This is a genomic window from Limnoraphis robusta CS-951, assembly GCF_000972705.2.
In genome coordinates this window covers 1-13,620 of sequence record NZ_LATL02000107.1, presented here as the reverse complement: position 1 = coordinate 13,620, position 13,620 = coordinate 1, and the positions used below count along the sequence as shown (strand labels likewise).

At 41.1% G+C, this 13,620-nt stretch carries 12 protein-coding genes and 1 pseudogene; 5 read left to right on the top strand and 8 right to left on the bottom strand.

The window, feature by feature from the left end:
• From WN50_RS09745 to WN50_RS09735, 3 genes are all read right to left on the bottom strand, one after another.
• A partial coding sequence (locus tag WN50_RS09745) for a two-partner secretion domain-containing protein (RefSeq protein ID WP_049558931.1) occupies positions 1-2,113 on the bottom strand: 2,113 nt, incomplete at its 3' end.
• A 205-nt stretch (positions 2,114-2,318) separates the two neighbouring features.
• On the bottom strand, positions 2,319-2,558 hold the full coding sequence (locus WN50_RS09740; protein WP_046279480.1) for a NifU family protein: 240 nt from the start codon (positions 2,556-2,558) through the stop codon (positions 2,319-2,321).
• 95 nt (positions 2,559-2,653) lie between these two features.
• On the bottom strand, positions 2,654-3,307 hold the full coding sequence (locus WN50_RS09735) for a DUF3386 domain-containing protein (protein WP_046279479.1): 654 nt from the start codon (positions 3,305-3,307) through the stop codon (positions 2,654-2,656).
• A gap of 215 nt (positions 3,308-3,522) precedes the next feature.
• Between WN50_RS09735 and WN50_RS09730 the strand changes: the two genes are divergently transcribed.
• Both WN50_RS09730 and WN50_RS09725 read left to right on the top strand, forming a co-directional pair.
• Positions 3,523-4,731 carry an IscS subfamily cysteine desulfurase gene (locus WN50_RS09730; protein WP_046279478.1) on the top strand — a complete coding sequence of 403 codons (1,209 nt, stop codon included), beginning with the start codon at positions 3,523-3,525 and terminating at the stop codon, positions 4,729-4,731.
• Positions 4,732-4,904: 173 nt separating this feature from the next.
• Positions 4,905-5,378 (top strand): Hsp20/alpha crystallin family protein, encoded by a 474-nt coding sequence (locus WN50_RS09725; protein ID WP_049558892.1) that lies wholly within the window; start codon positions 4,905-4,907, stop codon positions 5,376-5,378.
• Between the two features lie 100 nt (positions 5,379-5,478).
• Here WN50_RS09725 and WN50_RS09720 read toward each other — a convergent pair whose 3' ends face one another.
• On the bottom strand, positions 5,479-6,084 hold the full coding sequence (locus WN50_RS09720) for a hypothetical protein (protein WP_046279477.1): 606 nt from the start codon (positions 6,082-6,084) through the stop codon (positions 5,479-5,481).
• 136 nt (positions 6,085-6,220) lie between these two features.
• Here WN50_RS09720 and WN50_RS09715 point away from each other — a divergent pair, with 136 nt between their 5' ends.
• Complete coding sequence (locus tag WN50_RS09715) at positions 6,221-6,904, top strand: lecithin retinol acyltransferase family protein (RefSeq protein ID WP_046279476.1); 684 nt, start codon at positions 6,221-6,223, stop codon at positions 6,902-6,904.
• A gap of 374 nt (positions 6,905-7,278) precedes the next feature.
• Here WN50_RS09715 and WN50_RS09710 read toward each other — a convergent pair whose 3' ends face one another.
• Entirely contained in the window at positions 7,279-9,417 is a 2,139-nt protein-coding gene (locus WN50_RS09710) for a pentapeptide repeat-containing protein (protein ID WP_046279475.1), read from the bottom strand.
• 36 nt (positions 9,418-9,453) lie between these two features.
• On the bottom strand, positions 9,454-9,780 hold the full coding sequence (locus WN50_RS09705; protein ID WP_046279474.1) for a hypothetical protein: 327 nt from the start codon (positions 9,778-9,780) through the stop codon (positions 9,454-9,456).
• Between the two features lie 249 nt (positions 9,781-10,029).
• Here WN50_RS09705 and WN50_RS09700 point away from each other — a divergent pair, with 249 nt between their 5' ends.
• Positions 10,030-10,443: a hypothetical protein gene (locus WN50_RS09700; protein ID WP_046279473.1), complete on the top strand. Its 414-nt coding sequence runs from the start codon at positions 10,030-10,032 to the stop codon at positions 10,441-10,443.
• 58 nt (positions 10,444-10,501) lie between these two features.
• Here WN50_RS09700 and WN50_RS35245 read toward each other — a convergent pair whose 3' ends face one another.
• A complete protein-coding gene (locus tag WN50_RS35245; protein ID WP_200906245.1) occupies positions 10,502-10,654 on the bottom strand; it encodes a hypothetical protein in 153 nt (50 codons plus the stop codon).
• Positions 10,655-10,856: 202 nt separating this feature from the next.
• Positions 10,857-12,794 (bottom strand): heavy metal translocating P-type ATPase, encoded by a 1,938-nt coding sequence (locus WN50_RS09690; protein ID WP_046279471.1) that lies wholly within the window; start codon positions 12,792-12,794, stop codon positions 10,857-10,859.
• Between the two features lie 568 nt (positions 12,795-13,362).
• Here WN50_RS09690 and WN50_RS09685 point away from each other — a divergent pair.
• A pseudogene (locus WN50_RS09685) lies at positions 13,363-13,620 on the top strand (hypothetical protein); the annotation flags it as partial.

Genomic DNA, 13,620 nt, shown 5'->3' with positions numbered 1-13,620 from the left:
AACTAATCTGTCCATTTATTGCATTAAGTGATGAGGTTGAAATTTCAATATTTCCCCCATCTCCAACAGCGTTTTCTCCAACATCACTGAAAATACCACTATCTGCTAACTCCACCGAATCGGTTGCAAAAATTGAAATTAAACCAGCATTTCCTTGTCCAAAGGTACTGCTTTGAATTCGTCCTCCTTCTGTTAATCGTAATTGTCCAGTTTCTATGTAAATATTTCCTCCATTACCCATCCCTGTTCCATTAACATCAGCAAAAAAACCACTCGGAAATTCACCATCTGCTGTTGTTCCGGTAAGCGCGACGGATGCAGCTTTTACAATGATACTGCCTGCATTTCCTTCCCCGGAAGTTCTAGTAAAAATTTGCGCTCCTTCTGACAGCAATAAATTCCCTGTATTAATTTCAACTATTCCTCCATCACCCCTTGCACCTTGTTCAACATCACTAAAAATAAAACTACTTAATAATTCAACAGAATCTGTCGCTAAAATTGAAATTAAACCAGCATTTCCTTGTCCAAAGGTACTGGATTGAATTCTTGCTCCTTCTGTTAATCGAAATTGTCCAGTTTCTATGTAAATATTTCCTCCATTACCAATACCTGTATCATCGACATCCGCAAAAAAACCACTAATCAACTCACCATCAGCAGAAGTTCCTGTGAGTTCGATATTATCAGCTTTTACAGTTATATTACCTGCATTTCCTTCCCCGGAAGTGCTAGTAATAACTGGTGAACCTTCAGATATCAATAAATTACCCGTATTAATTTCAATTGTTCCCCCATTTCCAACTGCACCTTCTTCGACACTACTCAAAATATTACCATCCGATAACTCAACAGAATCCCTAGCTAAAATTGATACTACACCTGCATTTCCTTGTCCAAAAGTCAAAGCACCAAGTCGAGCTTGATTACTCATTACTAATGAGTTTGTGACTATATTAATGTTGCCTGCATTTCCTTCTCCAAAAAGGACTGTACTGAGAAATGCTCCATTATTCATTGAGAGTGAATTAGCTGTGATGTTAATATCTCCAGGTTGACCGATTCCATCAATGTTAATACTGTTTCCAATTGAACTGCCTGCACCTGTTATCAAAACATTATCCTGAACATTAATATTAACATCCCCACCTTCCGCTTCAATAGAACCCAATCCATTATCTATTCCCGCTCGAATAACACTACCACCCGATATCTCAACATTTCTTGCATTAATATTAACGTCTCCGCCTCCATCCGCACGAACGTTTATTTGTGATTCATTGGTTAACGCTACATTTCCCCGTTGAATATTATCGGGAAAGGTGAAACTATTATCAGGATTAATTTGTACAATTCCCGGTTCTGATAATCCTCCTAATTGAATTCGACTCCCTGGAGAAATGGCAACGCCTCCATCAAATATTACATCTCCGCCTATTAATGCTAAGGTTTGATTTCTGGGAACGTTTAAGCCTTGCGGAATCAGAAATCCTGCATCATTTCTTAACGGACTTTCATCCAACCGAACGAGTTGTGGTAACGTTTGATTAACAATAGCCCCAGGATTTTCCCTAATATTCAAACCCAACGGCATATTTATCGTTAATAATGGCGGTGCTTGGGGGTTAGATGCTGCAAATTCAAAGCCATTTTCAAATAAGATTCCATCGGCTGTTGTGGCAAAAAATGAACCGCCTACATCTAATCTGGCATTGGGTCCAAAAACTATCCCCGCAGGATTAATTAAAAATAGGTTAGCATTCCCTAAAACCCCTAACGTTCCGAGGATTTCTGAGATATTCCCCCCGGTAACGCGAGTTAGTATATTAATAATATTATCGGGATTAGAAAAATAAGCCCCCCGTCCCTCTCTAATATTAAATTCTTGAAAACTATGAAATAAGTTAGACCCCCGAACCGCTCCCCCGTCTATGCGATCGCTATTAATTCCGCGTATGTTAACATTAGGAGTAACTACCGAGTTTTCTGAACCGAGTGTGTTATCGGGGACTATTTGTGCTAGGGCTGTTGATGGAGAGGTAGCGAGAACAAAACCCGAAATCCCTATCATTAAACCCGGAGTAAATGAGAGTTTTACGGAGTGAAAAAACATGATTTTATCCGGCAGTAGATTGAGATGAAAAAGAGTTTGATTGAGAAATAAAGTAATTCATCCTGCACCCTTGACTCAGTAATACTTGTAAATTAAAAAGGGATTAGAGTGAGGAAAATCTAAAGGAGATTTAGCAGCGATCGCCTTTTTGAGTTTTCTTTTTCCCTAATCCCTAATGTTTAGACAATTGAACGATGCAATTGAATTATGCAACCGATACAACTTCAGAAATTTCGGGAATTTTTTCCCGTAAACGACGCTCAATTCCCATTTTTAACGTCATCGTTGAACTAGGGCAAGACCCACAAGCCCCTTGCAGACGTAATCGCACAATCGGGCCATCGAGTTCGACGATCTCAACGTTACCGCCATCGGCCATGAGATAGGGGCGAAGTTCATCTAGAACGGTTTCAACATTTTCTGGGGTTAAAGCTAGAGTTGTCATGGCTTACCTATTGATTTTATTTCAGAACTTCAAAACGATCAACCTAAACTCATCTTAATCGTAACATCACAAAAGAAACATTAAGACTTCAAAATTTAGCTGACTGTTGCAGGTTCTAACAGTTTGATATTGGAATAGTTGAACTCGGTTGTTGTTACTGTTCCATTTTCCTTGGAATGAACCACTTGACGAGTCATCACATAGTAATCGCCAATTTTTTCAAACTTATCCTCAAATTCCAATTCTCGCATGATTTCATTGGTTTGGGGATTGCGGAAAACCGCATCGTAGTGACTCGCAGCATAACCTTCCCCGGTATCAAGGCTTTCGTGGGTATTGATGACAAACGCCATCCGCCCCATTACCCGACTGACCAAACAAATTTGATCGCCTCGGACTTTGTAGTTGGAACCCATCGAGTCCCCTTGAACTAAAATCTCTACAGCGCCCGTCTCGTCTTTTTCGCCAAAACTAAAGCTATTTTTGCCGTGAGAGTCTTCAAAGGAAGTGCGTTTGCGGTGTGTGATAATATCGCGTAATTGAGTGTAAACGCTTTGTTTCACCTCTTCATCTTCAATCCCCGTTATTTCTGCACTCATGTCAGGATTGATACGAATCTGACCATTGTAAACCTCCGATCCCTGCTTGAGTTCAATGTCAGCACTATAACCGGGGAAATTGGAGTCCCAGGTGTAGCGGTGTTCGTAAGCCGCTTTAAAAAGGTCACGAGCGTTTGTTGATTCGGTCATGGAAGTGTGGTCGTCAAAAACTAACGTCTATCTATTATATAATAGACATTGAGTTTTATCAGAATTTACAATTATTCCCTCTCAAAAGAAATTAAATCTTGAACTTCAAGGAAAAAAAAGGCATAATTTCTCCGTCTAATTAACTCGGTAAAGTCACCCTAAAAATAGTAATTTTACTCTCCATTAAAAACTCGTATTTTTATCAAAAAATTATCATGTCTCAACGTCCAATCTATCTCGATAACAACGCAACAACACCCCTAGATAAACGGGTGTTAGAAGCGATGATTCCCTATTTTACCGAACAGTTTGGCAATCCGGCCAGTGTTAATCATCTTTACGGTTGGGAAGCCGAAGCCGCAGTTAAACAAGCCCGAGAAATCTTAGCAAATGCTATTAACGCGACACCCGAAGAAATTATCTTTACAAGCGGTGCAACAGAATCGGATAATTTAGCCATCAAAGGCATCGCTGAAACCTATTTTAGCAAAGGTCGTCATCTGATTACTGTTGTTAGCGAACATAACGCTGTTCTTGATCCGTTACACTATTTAGAAAAACTTGGCTTTGAATTAACTTTACTTCCCGTTCAAACGGATGGTTTAATTGACCTCAACTTAGTTGAAAAAGCCTTTCGTCCTGATACCATCCTCCTCTCAATGATGGCGGCGAATAACGAAATTGGCGTCTTACAACCCTTAGCTGAAATTGGGGCGATGTGTCGCGATCGCAATATTTTCTTTCATACCGACGCCGCACAAGCTTTGGGTAAAATTCCTCTAGATGTTGAGGAAATGAAGATTGATTTAATGTCATTAACGGCCCATAAAATTTACGGCCCAAAAGGCATCGGCGCCCTCTATGTTCGTCGTCGCAACCCCAGAGTTAAACTCGCCCCTCAACTGCATGGAGGCGGACATGAACGAGGAATGCGATCGGGTACATTATACACCCCTCAAATTGTTGGTTTTGCCAAAGCGGTTGAACTTGCGTTAACAGAAATCACCTCAGAAACCCAACGTTTAATAAAATTACGACAACAACTTTGGGAAAAATTAGCAACGCTTGGGGATATTTATCTCAACGGACACCCCAGCCAACGTTTACCTGGAAATTTGAATGTGAGTGTCGCAGGAGTCGATGGTCAAGCATTACTTTTAGGACTACAACCTGTAATGGCGGTTTCCTCCGGTTCCGCTTGTACTTCCGCCAAAATAGAACCTTCTCATGTTTTAGCGGCTTTAGGACGTTCCGATGCGTTAGCTTATGCTTCTATTCGCTTTGGTATCGGTCGGTTTAATACACCCGAAGACATTGATCAAGTCGCCGAACACACTATTTCTACAATTCAAGCTTTACGGAAAGTTCAAAACACAAAATTCCTGGCGAAAAATGGTTCAGGAGTTCCTCAGTCTTCTAGCTAATTTTTCGGTTTTCCTCCCCTTAAGTTCGGTTTTCCTCCCTAAAATTAAACCTTCAGAATCAGTGTGGAAACCTCGCCTTTAAGGTGGGGTTCTCTACTCTTTAAGATGGCTGATTTTCCCTGCATGATTAAAACTGTAAGCAAGAAAAACAAAACTGACTTGGAGAAAACAATATGATGTTAGTTACTCGTTACAACCTCTTCGCTGAAGTCGAAAAAATGCAACAGCAATTTGATCATCTCTTTACAGAAATTACCACAGCCACAACAGAGACCCATTGGACTCCCGCAGTTGAGTTACAAGAAAAGTCTGATCACTTGATTTTACGGGCGATCATTCCGGGTTTAGATAGTGAAACCCTCGATATTCAAGTGACAAAGAAAGCCATTGTCTTCTCGGGAAAAACAGCAAATCCCCAACTGAGTGAAGGAGAAAAATGTCTCTTCAGTGAATTCCCAGTGGGTGAATTTCGTCGGGTCATTGCTTTACCAGAAGCGATTATCAATACCGAAGTTAAAGCCGATTATACCAACGGGATTTTAACCCTGACTTTACCGAAAGTTCCTGAAGTTGTCAATCGGGTTGTCAAGGTTAACTTAATGGAAACCCATCAAGCAGAAGAGTTAGAAGCCTCTGACGTTCAATAACTCCAAATGACCTGTAGGATAGGTAGGGTACGTCAAACTCGTTGATTTCATAGAAGAAAAAACGGTGATCATTTGACAAACCCTACTCTTTTTTATAAACTTAATCTACAGTTCGATACCAAAGTTTATTATCAGAAGTCGCAGCGTATAATTTTCCATCCATTCCCGCCATTGCCACAACGTTATTCCCATGACCGATTTCTTGCCATTTTATCCCGTCAGGAGTGAAATTAACCAGCCAAAGTTTATGATCAAAAGTAACGGCATAGAGTTGATTATTTGTGGCGGCTAAAGCCATCACAGAAATGCCTTTTCCAATCGGTTTCCAATTCAGATTAATTTGACCATCTCGAACCCAAAATTTATCATCTGAAGTCACTGCATAGAGTTGATCATTCATAGCAGTCATTGTTACCACATTCTGAGCAGAAGCGATCGCTTGCCAACCCATATCTTCTGTTATAATAGCTCTCATCCACAGTTGACCTTCAGATGTCGCAGCATAGAGTTTTTCATTCATTGCCGCCATTGCAACTACGTTATTCGCATGACCAATAACTTGCCAGTTAATATCACCGGGAATAGCGACTCGTACCCAAAGTTTATTTTCGGAAGTTGCAGCATAAAGCGCTCCATTGAATGCCGTCATTGCAACAATATTATTGGCATGACCAATAACTTGCCAATTGGCTGAATTAATACTCATCGTGAGTGATCCTTCTATATCCTATTAATAAGACCAATCCAGTATATGTTAGGATACTTCCGGAAAGGTTAATCAACTTTCTAGATTAACAGCTCTTTTAGAGACCAACCATTTGAACTTGACAAAGGGGGTAAATATGGCCCGAGGCGATCAAATTTATGCTTATCGAGAATTTTTAAATTTAGATGGCGTTTATGAGCATCATGGAATAGACTGTGGAGATGGTACCGTCATTCACTATCGCAAACCGAGTGAAGTGATTGAACGAACTTCTCTAGAAACGTTTGCGCGGGGAGGTCTAATTTATATTAGACCTTATCCTGTGCGTTATATTCCTGATACCGTAATTCAACGAGCCGAGAGTCGTTTGGGAGAGCGCAAATATAATCTATTATTCAACAACTGCGAACATTTTGCGACCTGGTGCGTGACGGGTGTTAATGATAGTCGTCAAATTAGAAATTTTGTTCCGCTTCTCAATCAAATTGATGTTGATCAATGGTATCGACCCATTCAAGAAGCTTTAACCGGGATTAAAAAAGATAATGCACCCCTCTTATTAGATAAAGCATTAGGCGACATCCGCACGGCTTGGGATGATGTTCATCCTCAATATAAACAAGCTCTCGAAGAAATGAAGAGTTGGCAAAAAGTTGCGAAGGAAGCTTTAAAACGGAATCGAGAAGATTTAGCTCGTCAAGCTTTGCAACGAAAGATTTTTTATGAAAAACGCGCTCAAGAACTTGAAGAAAACTTAGAGAATTTAGCCGCAATGACTCAAACTTTAATTATTAATCAGAAAAACTTACAAATTCTTTAGAAAGCCTAGCTGCTGATTGAGAATCTTTCATCTTCAAATCATTAATTCAGTTAAATGTTTACACCGTAAATTGCTCAGATATTGTTTGAAAAAAATATTGGCAGCAAATCTATCACGAATTTAAGCCTTGTTATCTGTAGCAAATATTGAAGGATTTCAGAGAACTCCCCTCGCCATTGATTAAGAGTCCTGATCAACAGACAATTTCGTTAATTTTCAGGGGGGTGGCTTGATGATTTTATAGAATGGGTTAGAGTTTAATATTAATACCAAATTCGATTGCTAGAGTAGCACTTTAAATTCCTCCCAAATTTTGCATGAACGCAAGATGGCCTTTTGCCTTTTGCCTTTTGCCTTTTGCCTTACCTGATTGATTATTGATTGCAGTCCGGATGAATTGCACCTTGATTGCACAGATAGTTAATTTGCTCTGAACTGAGATTTTTACTCTTAGAAAAATTAACTCCTTTCATGCGATTTGATTGAGTCTGAGTTCCCACATCTTCAATAAATGGGTCTGGATTTTTCTGTTCCGGCTTACTCCAAGAAAAGACTGCCCCTTGAAAATCTGCACCCCTTAAATTTGCTCCTTTCAAACTCACTAAACTCAAATCAGCCTTTTGTAAATTGGCATTTCGCAAGTCAGCATTTCTAAAGTTCGCACCTGTGAGTAAACTCGAACTCAAGTCAGCATTCTTTAAATTCGCCCCCTTCAAATCTGCACCAGAAAGATCAGCATTTTGTAACAGACTGTCCTCTAAATTAGCAGAAATGAACAAAGCGCCTTGAGCATTCATCTGATTCAGGCTGGCATTTCTAAGATTAGCATTAGACAGGTTCGCATTCGCTAAATCGGCGCCTGTTAATTTAGCCTCTTTTAGCTTCGTTTCTGCTAAATTCGCTCCGATTAATTTAGCACTGCTGAGGTTAACTCCGGTTAAATCCGCTTGAGATAAATCGGCTTTATTTAAAGTGGCTTTGAGGAGATTCGCCCGTTTCATATCAATATGACTGAGAAAAGCACCGCTCAAATTGGCTTCCGTTAAATCCGCGCCGCTTAAGTCAGAAATCCAATCATCAAATGTACCGTACCGACCATCTTCACCCGTGCCATAAAAGGTACTATTTTTGAAGTTAGCATTGTTGAGAATACTGCTTCTAAAATTAAAACCAGATAAGTCAATTTGCTCCAGAATTAATGTAAATTGGGTCGGAGGTGTCGTGGATTGACCTAAATTAACACGACTGAGATCAATATTGTGAATGTTTCCTTCGTGAACCGTGAGAATTTTGGCGATCGCTCTTTGGGTGGCTTGCTGACGTTGAGCAACGAGCTGTTTATCTTTCGCATTTGCCCCAAATTGCATTGATTCTAAATCATTTTTCAGGGCTTGATTTAACTGTCGCAAATAGGGCAGAGCTTCTGGCCCTGTACTCACGAGCGCTTGTTGAGCCGAGTCTAATAAAAGAGGATTACTTTCTTGTCCCAAATAATCAACTAATAAGGGAATGGCACGGGAATCATTCAACGTTCCCAAGGCTAAAATCGCCCCTCGACGTTGAGCCGGATCAGTGGGCGCACTGGGCGAAAGTTTGCTGACCAAGGCTAAAAACACTTCATTATCTTGGTGTTTAAATTCCCGACGATTGGCTTGATTTTGAATATAAACCTGAGTTCCGACAAACGTTCCCAATACCGCCGCCATACTCGCACTACTCACCGCTATTAGAGTCGTTCCGGGATGTTGGCGCATCCAAGCCCAGAGGTTGATCGCCGTCCCCCCTTTTTCCGAGCGGAAGACAATCGCCCGAACTGCTTCTTGAGAGCTACTCCAGTCGTAGCTGGTAAAGGGATTAGAACTCGGAAGATGAACTTCTCGCACCCTCGTTCCCGCCCAAAGATCATGTCCCGTTCGACCCTGGAGGCGTTTAGCGATTAACCCATCAGCCAATATCATCAAACCCGATAAGCCTGTGAGGATGACTAAATTCGGGAAAGCCCCTGTTGCTCGCCAAATGATATAGGCAATTCCCACCGGAATTCCCCAACGCCCCACACTCTCACGATAAAAAGCCCGCAGCAAGCCCGGAGGAGCGATAGAAGACCCATTAATCACCTGTACCCCAAACCACCGTTTGGGTAGAGTTTGTCCGCGTGTGGCTAATAAATAAACCTGCCATCCCCCGATAACGGTGGGTGTCAACAACGCCCCCCACCAAAAGAGATTCGTTAAAGGATTGACTTGGGGATTGCGATCGCGCACAGGTAAGCCTAATGTCGCGCCGACAGCTTGGCCTGTGGTGCGGAGAACCGGATTGAGAGGCACGCTTGGAGTACGGTTAGCTAAGGCACCCAGACTGTAGGGAATCACCCCACTGACGACGACTAATGAAACTTCGACAGCCCAAGCCCCGCACCTACGAACCCACAGGGGAAGTTGTCTGACTTGAAGAGGCCAAGACGGATCGGATGAATGAATCTCTGTATCTCTGCTTGCTGTTGGGCTGGTCATAGTTGAGTTGTTGATAACGGGCTAAACAAGAATTCTCTATTTTGAGAATTTGGATGATTTAAAGATTTTGTATCCTATGTACACGATTCCCCCAACAACTGCAAGACTTATAGCTAAAGAAATTAATTCCGCCAGAGTCCGCAGTAGGGTTAACCCCATTGCCAAACCGACGACAACAATAGCCGCTTGTCCAAGTTTGGGAAGTTCTTTAAACCAGACCAGGAACTGATTATAGAGGGTTTTGACGGTTTCGATGAAATTGGGGCTTGAACTACTACTACTGACCGGCTGAGGTTGCTTGAGTTCGGCTTCTAGCTCTTCTAATCTGCGCTTCACGTTAGGATCGTCTTGTGGGTAATTCATAGGAGTTTGTTTGATGGAGTTTTAAAGGTTCAAGTTCAAAGTTGACAACCAGGAGAGATTCCGATGAGTTGAGGTTTTAGGGTCTTGCTTGAAAATTTTAAGAGATTTAGGCACAGACTGTTGATACAGAAGGTTACAAAAATTGATCTTTTTCATCAAGGTCTAACTCGACTCCGCAAACTCACCTGCTTAAGTTCTTGACTTTCTGTATTTTACTGAGGGCTTTGTTGCTATTGAGAGGAGGAAAAAATGAAGTTAGGCTATTTGGCTGTTGTTGCACTGACTGTTGCCATCCATTTGGGAACGCCTGATCTCGCCCTTGCAGACCGACAAACCCTTACTCCTGGGGCATCTTTGACGGCTGCGGGGACTTCGGGTGGACAAAGTAATAGCGGAGATTGTGGTTTTGTTGCTGCCGCCCCCAATCATACCATTGATGTTGCTGAAGATTTAGCCTATGTGCTAATTCGGGTACAAACTTCAGGATCGCCAACCTTGTTGATCGAGGGACCTGCTGGACGCTATTGTGTCTTACCAGAAGGAGCGGGCGGAAATTTACAATTTTCAGGATATGCTCCCTCTGGGACTTATAACATTTATGTTGGCGATCGCGCTTCTGGTCAGCATTCCTATCAGTTCTCAATTTCTGGACAAGCTAACTAATTTCCCTGAGAGAAACGAGTTTCACTTTTCCTGAGAAATCGGGAAAATTTTTTAAATTTTAGTCGTTGAGAATGACTTTACTTTTAACTTCGCCCTTGGCATCAATTTCGTACACAATGGGTACACCTGTTTTCAGTTCTAACCAACCTGTGAATTTATTAGCGGCATTCCACAGGCTTTGACCATGACGCAAGAGTATTAACTGAGACATATTTTAGCACCTTTTATAAATTTTACTTTCCTCCTAATTTTATTATTTTAAACGGTTTTGAGAATTGTTGATTACGGTTAACCGTTCTTTTTGTAGACTAAAAACCCGGTTTCTTTGAGAAACCGGGTTTTTCGGGTTTTTAATTTGAGTTGAGGTGATTTTAGTTAAAAAAACCCGGTTTCTGTTTTTAGGGGTTTTAGGGTTAAGTTCGTAACACGCGACTCGCATTTAAAATCGCCAATAATGCCACACCCACATCAGCAAAAACCGCCTCCCACAATGTCGCAATTCCAATCACACCCAACAGAATAAATAACCCTTTTATTCCCAACGCAAACAGAATATTTTGCCAAACAATTTTGTGGGTTTTTCTGCCAATTTTAATCGCTTCTGCAACTTTAGAAGGCGCATCCGTCATAATCACAATATCTGCCGTTTCTATCGCCGCATCCGAACCTAATCTGCCCATTGCTATCCCCACATCTGCCCTGGCAATAACCGGAGCGTCGTTAATTCCATCACCCACAAAAGCCACTTTATTTTTGGCTCCCGTTTCGTGGAGAATTTGTTCAAAAGAGTCTACTTTGTCTTCCGGTAATAGTTCGGCAAAATAGCGATCTAAACCCAATTTTTCCGCTACAGACTGAGCAACGGTTTTGTTATCTCCCGTCAGCATTATTGTTTGTTCAATGCCGATTTGTTTCAAGCTATAAATTGCTTCTGCTGCATCTTCTTTCAGTTCGTCTGCAATCACAATATAACCCGCATATTGCCCATCAACAGCCAGATGAACCACTGTTCCCGCAACGTTACAGCTATCAGGGTTAATATTTTCTCGATGTAAGAGGCGATCATTTCCCGCTAAAATAACCTGATTTTTGACTTTTGCTTTAATTCCATGACCTGCAATTTCTTCATAGTCACTAACTATTTTATCATCTATTTCTTGACTGTATGCTTCTCGAATAGATTGGGCAATAGGATGATTAGAATGTGATTCAGCATGAACAGCTAACTTGAGTAATTCCGTTTCATTAAAGCCATTTTTAGAAACAATTTCAATCACTTTAAATACCCCTTTTGTTAGCGTTCCTGTTTTATCAAAAACAACCGTTTTCACCGCAGTTAACGTATCTAAAAACGTCGCTCCTTTCACCAAAATTCCATTTTTAGCCGCCCCTCCAATTCCCCCAAAATAACCGAGAGGAATACTAATCACCAACCCACAAGGACAAGAAATCACCAATAAAATTAAAGCCCGATAAACCCATTCGGCTGAAGTTTCACCGGGAATAAATAAAGGCGGTAACAGCGCAACAGCCAGAGACAAAAATACAACAACTGGTGTATAATATTGGGCAAACCGAGTAATAAATTTCTCCGTTTTTGCTTTTTTGCTGCTGGCATTTTCAACTAAATTCAGAATTTTGGCAATGGAAGATTCCCCAAACGTTTTGCTGACTTTTACGGTTAAAACTCCGGTTTGATTAATCATTCCCGCCAATACCGTTTCTCCAACTTTCACGGTACGGGGTACGGGTTCACCCGTTAAAGCCGAAGTATCAATTTGAGAATTCCCCTCGATAATTTCCCCATCTAAGGGTATTTTTTCACCCGGTTTAACGAGAATAATATCCCCAATATTAACGGTTTCGGGAGAAACTTTTTGAACCGAACCATTAACTTTTAAATTGGCGGTATCGGGACGAATTTCTAACAGCGATTTAATCGAACGACGGGAACGACTAACGGCTAATTCTTGAACTAATTCCCCAATTTGATAAAATAGCATAACACCAACGGCTTCGGGGAGTTGATGAATCGCGATCGCTCCCAATGTAGCAATAGTCATTAGGAAGTTTTCATCAAAAATTCGCCCTCGTAAAATGTTTCTTCCCGCCTTGGTTAAAACAGTCCAACCACTTAACAAATAAGCGGAAATAAACACAATATATTCACCGATAGAAAAAGGCGTTGCTTGAAGTTTTTCTTGGAAAATTAACCCAATTCCTAACAAGACAACAACCGCAAGAATGGGAAGAAGTTCTTCTTTCCGGTCAAACTCTGGGGTAAAATTAGAATTAGGCTTATTATCTTGATGGCAACTACAACAACCTTGGGATTCTGACTGGGTATTCATTTACATTTTTATCTATAGTTCAATACATGAACAGTTTTTCATAAGTATTAACAAAAAAAAGTATTTTCGACAACCATCAATAAAAATTATTCATTTTTCGAGAATTGTATAGCAGTTTTCAGTTTTGTGAGGTACACCGATTCGGTAGAAACCCGGTTTCTGGTTTGTACCTCATACGAGCGCACACCGCTATAATCATTGTCTAATGATTAATAAAAATTAACAAAAAAGCAGTCAATCGATGAATTCAAGTTAAATCCGCAAGCGTTGGAGGTAGCCTTTTCACAACCTCGGGGCGGGTTTAAACAGTTTACAGTAGACAGTGAACAGTAGACAGTGAACAGAGAATCTTGATCACGAATATCTGCAAGAACTGTAAACTGTTTTCACGCTCTCACTGCATAACTGATAACTGATAACTGTTCTGAACCCGCCCCTACAAAAATTTGGCCTATTGCCTTCTTAAAATTATGTGAAATTAGCCCAGTTGAGGGATTTCATAGTAAAATCAACAGCAACTCAACTATAATTCATCAATAGAGGTAAACGAGCGTGAGGGAGGGTGACAATGCCTCAAGAAACAACAACGATGAACCAAACAACTCAAACCCTGTCAGAAGAACAACTGATTAGAGATCCAGCATCCATCGAGATCTACGCAGATCGACTGATGGACGATATCTTTGATGATGTTGAACGAGTTCTCGACGGAGGCGCTAAACTGCCCAAAGACCCGGTAGAACCCGAGTTCATCTCCCTCAAATCGATAAAAGTTCCTCAAATTATACTCCCTCCCCTGGCGCGTCGGGATGGAGAGGATGGAGCG

Excerpts from the sequence above, each read along its gene's own strand:
- WN50_RS09740 (WP_046279480.1), bottom strand. The coding sequence starts at position 2,558 with ATGACAACTCTAGCTTTAACCCCAGAAAATGTTGAAACCGTTCTAGAT.
- WN50_RS09735 (WP_046279479.1), bottom strand. The coding sequence starts at position 3,307 with ATGACCGAATCAACAAACGCTCGTGACCTTTTTAAAGCGGCTTACGAA.
- WN50_RS09730 (WP_046279478.1), top strand. The coding sequence starts at position 3,523 with ATGTCTCAACGTCCAATCTATCTCGATAACAACGCAACAACACCCCTA.
- WN50_RS09725 (WP_049558892.1), top strand. The coding sequence starts at position 4,905 with ATGATGTTAGTTACTCGTTACAACCTCTTCGCTGAAGTCGAAAAAATG.
- WN50_RS09720 (WP_046279477.1), bottom strand. The coding sequence starts at position 6,084 with ATGAGTATTAATTCAGCCAATTGGCAAGTTATTGGTCATGCCAATAAT.
- WN50_RS09715 (WP_046279476.1), top strand. The coding sequence starts at position 6,221 with ATGGCCCGAGGCGATCAAATTTATGCTTATCGAGAATTTTTAAATTTA.
- WN50_RS09710 (WP_046279475.1), bottom strand. The coding sequence starts at position 9,417 with ATGACCAGCCCAACAGCAAGCAGAGATACAGAGATTCATTCATCCGAT.
- WN50_RS09705 (WP_046279474.1), bottom strand. The coding sequence starts at position 9,780 with ATGAATTACCCACAAGACGATCCTAACGTGAAGCGCAGATTAGAAGAG.
- WN50_RS09700 (WP_046279473.1), top strand. The coding sequence starts at position 10,030 with ATGAAGTTAGGCTATTTGGCTGTTGTTGCACTGACTGTTGCCATCCAT.
- WN50_RS35245 (WP_200906245.1), bottom strand. The coding sequence starts at position 10,654 with ATGTCTCAGTTAATACTCTTGCGTCATGGTCAAAGCCTGTGGAATGCC.
- WN50_RS09690 (WP_046279471.1), bottom strand. The coding sequence starts at position 12,794 with ATGAATACCCAGTCAGAATCCCAAGGTTGTTGTAGTTGCCATCAAGAT.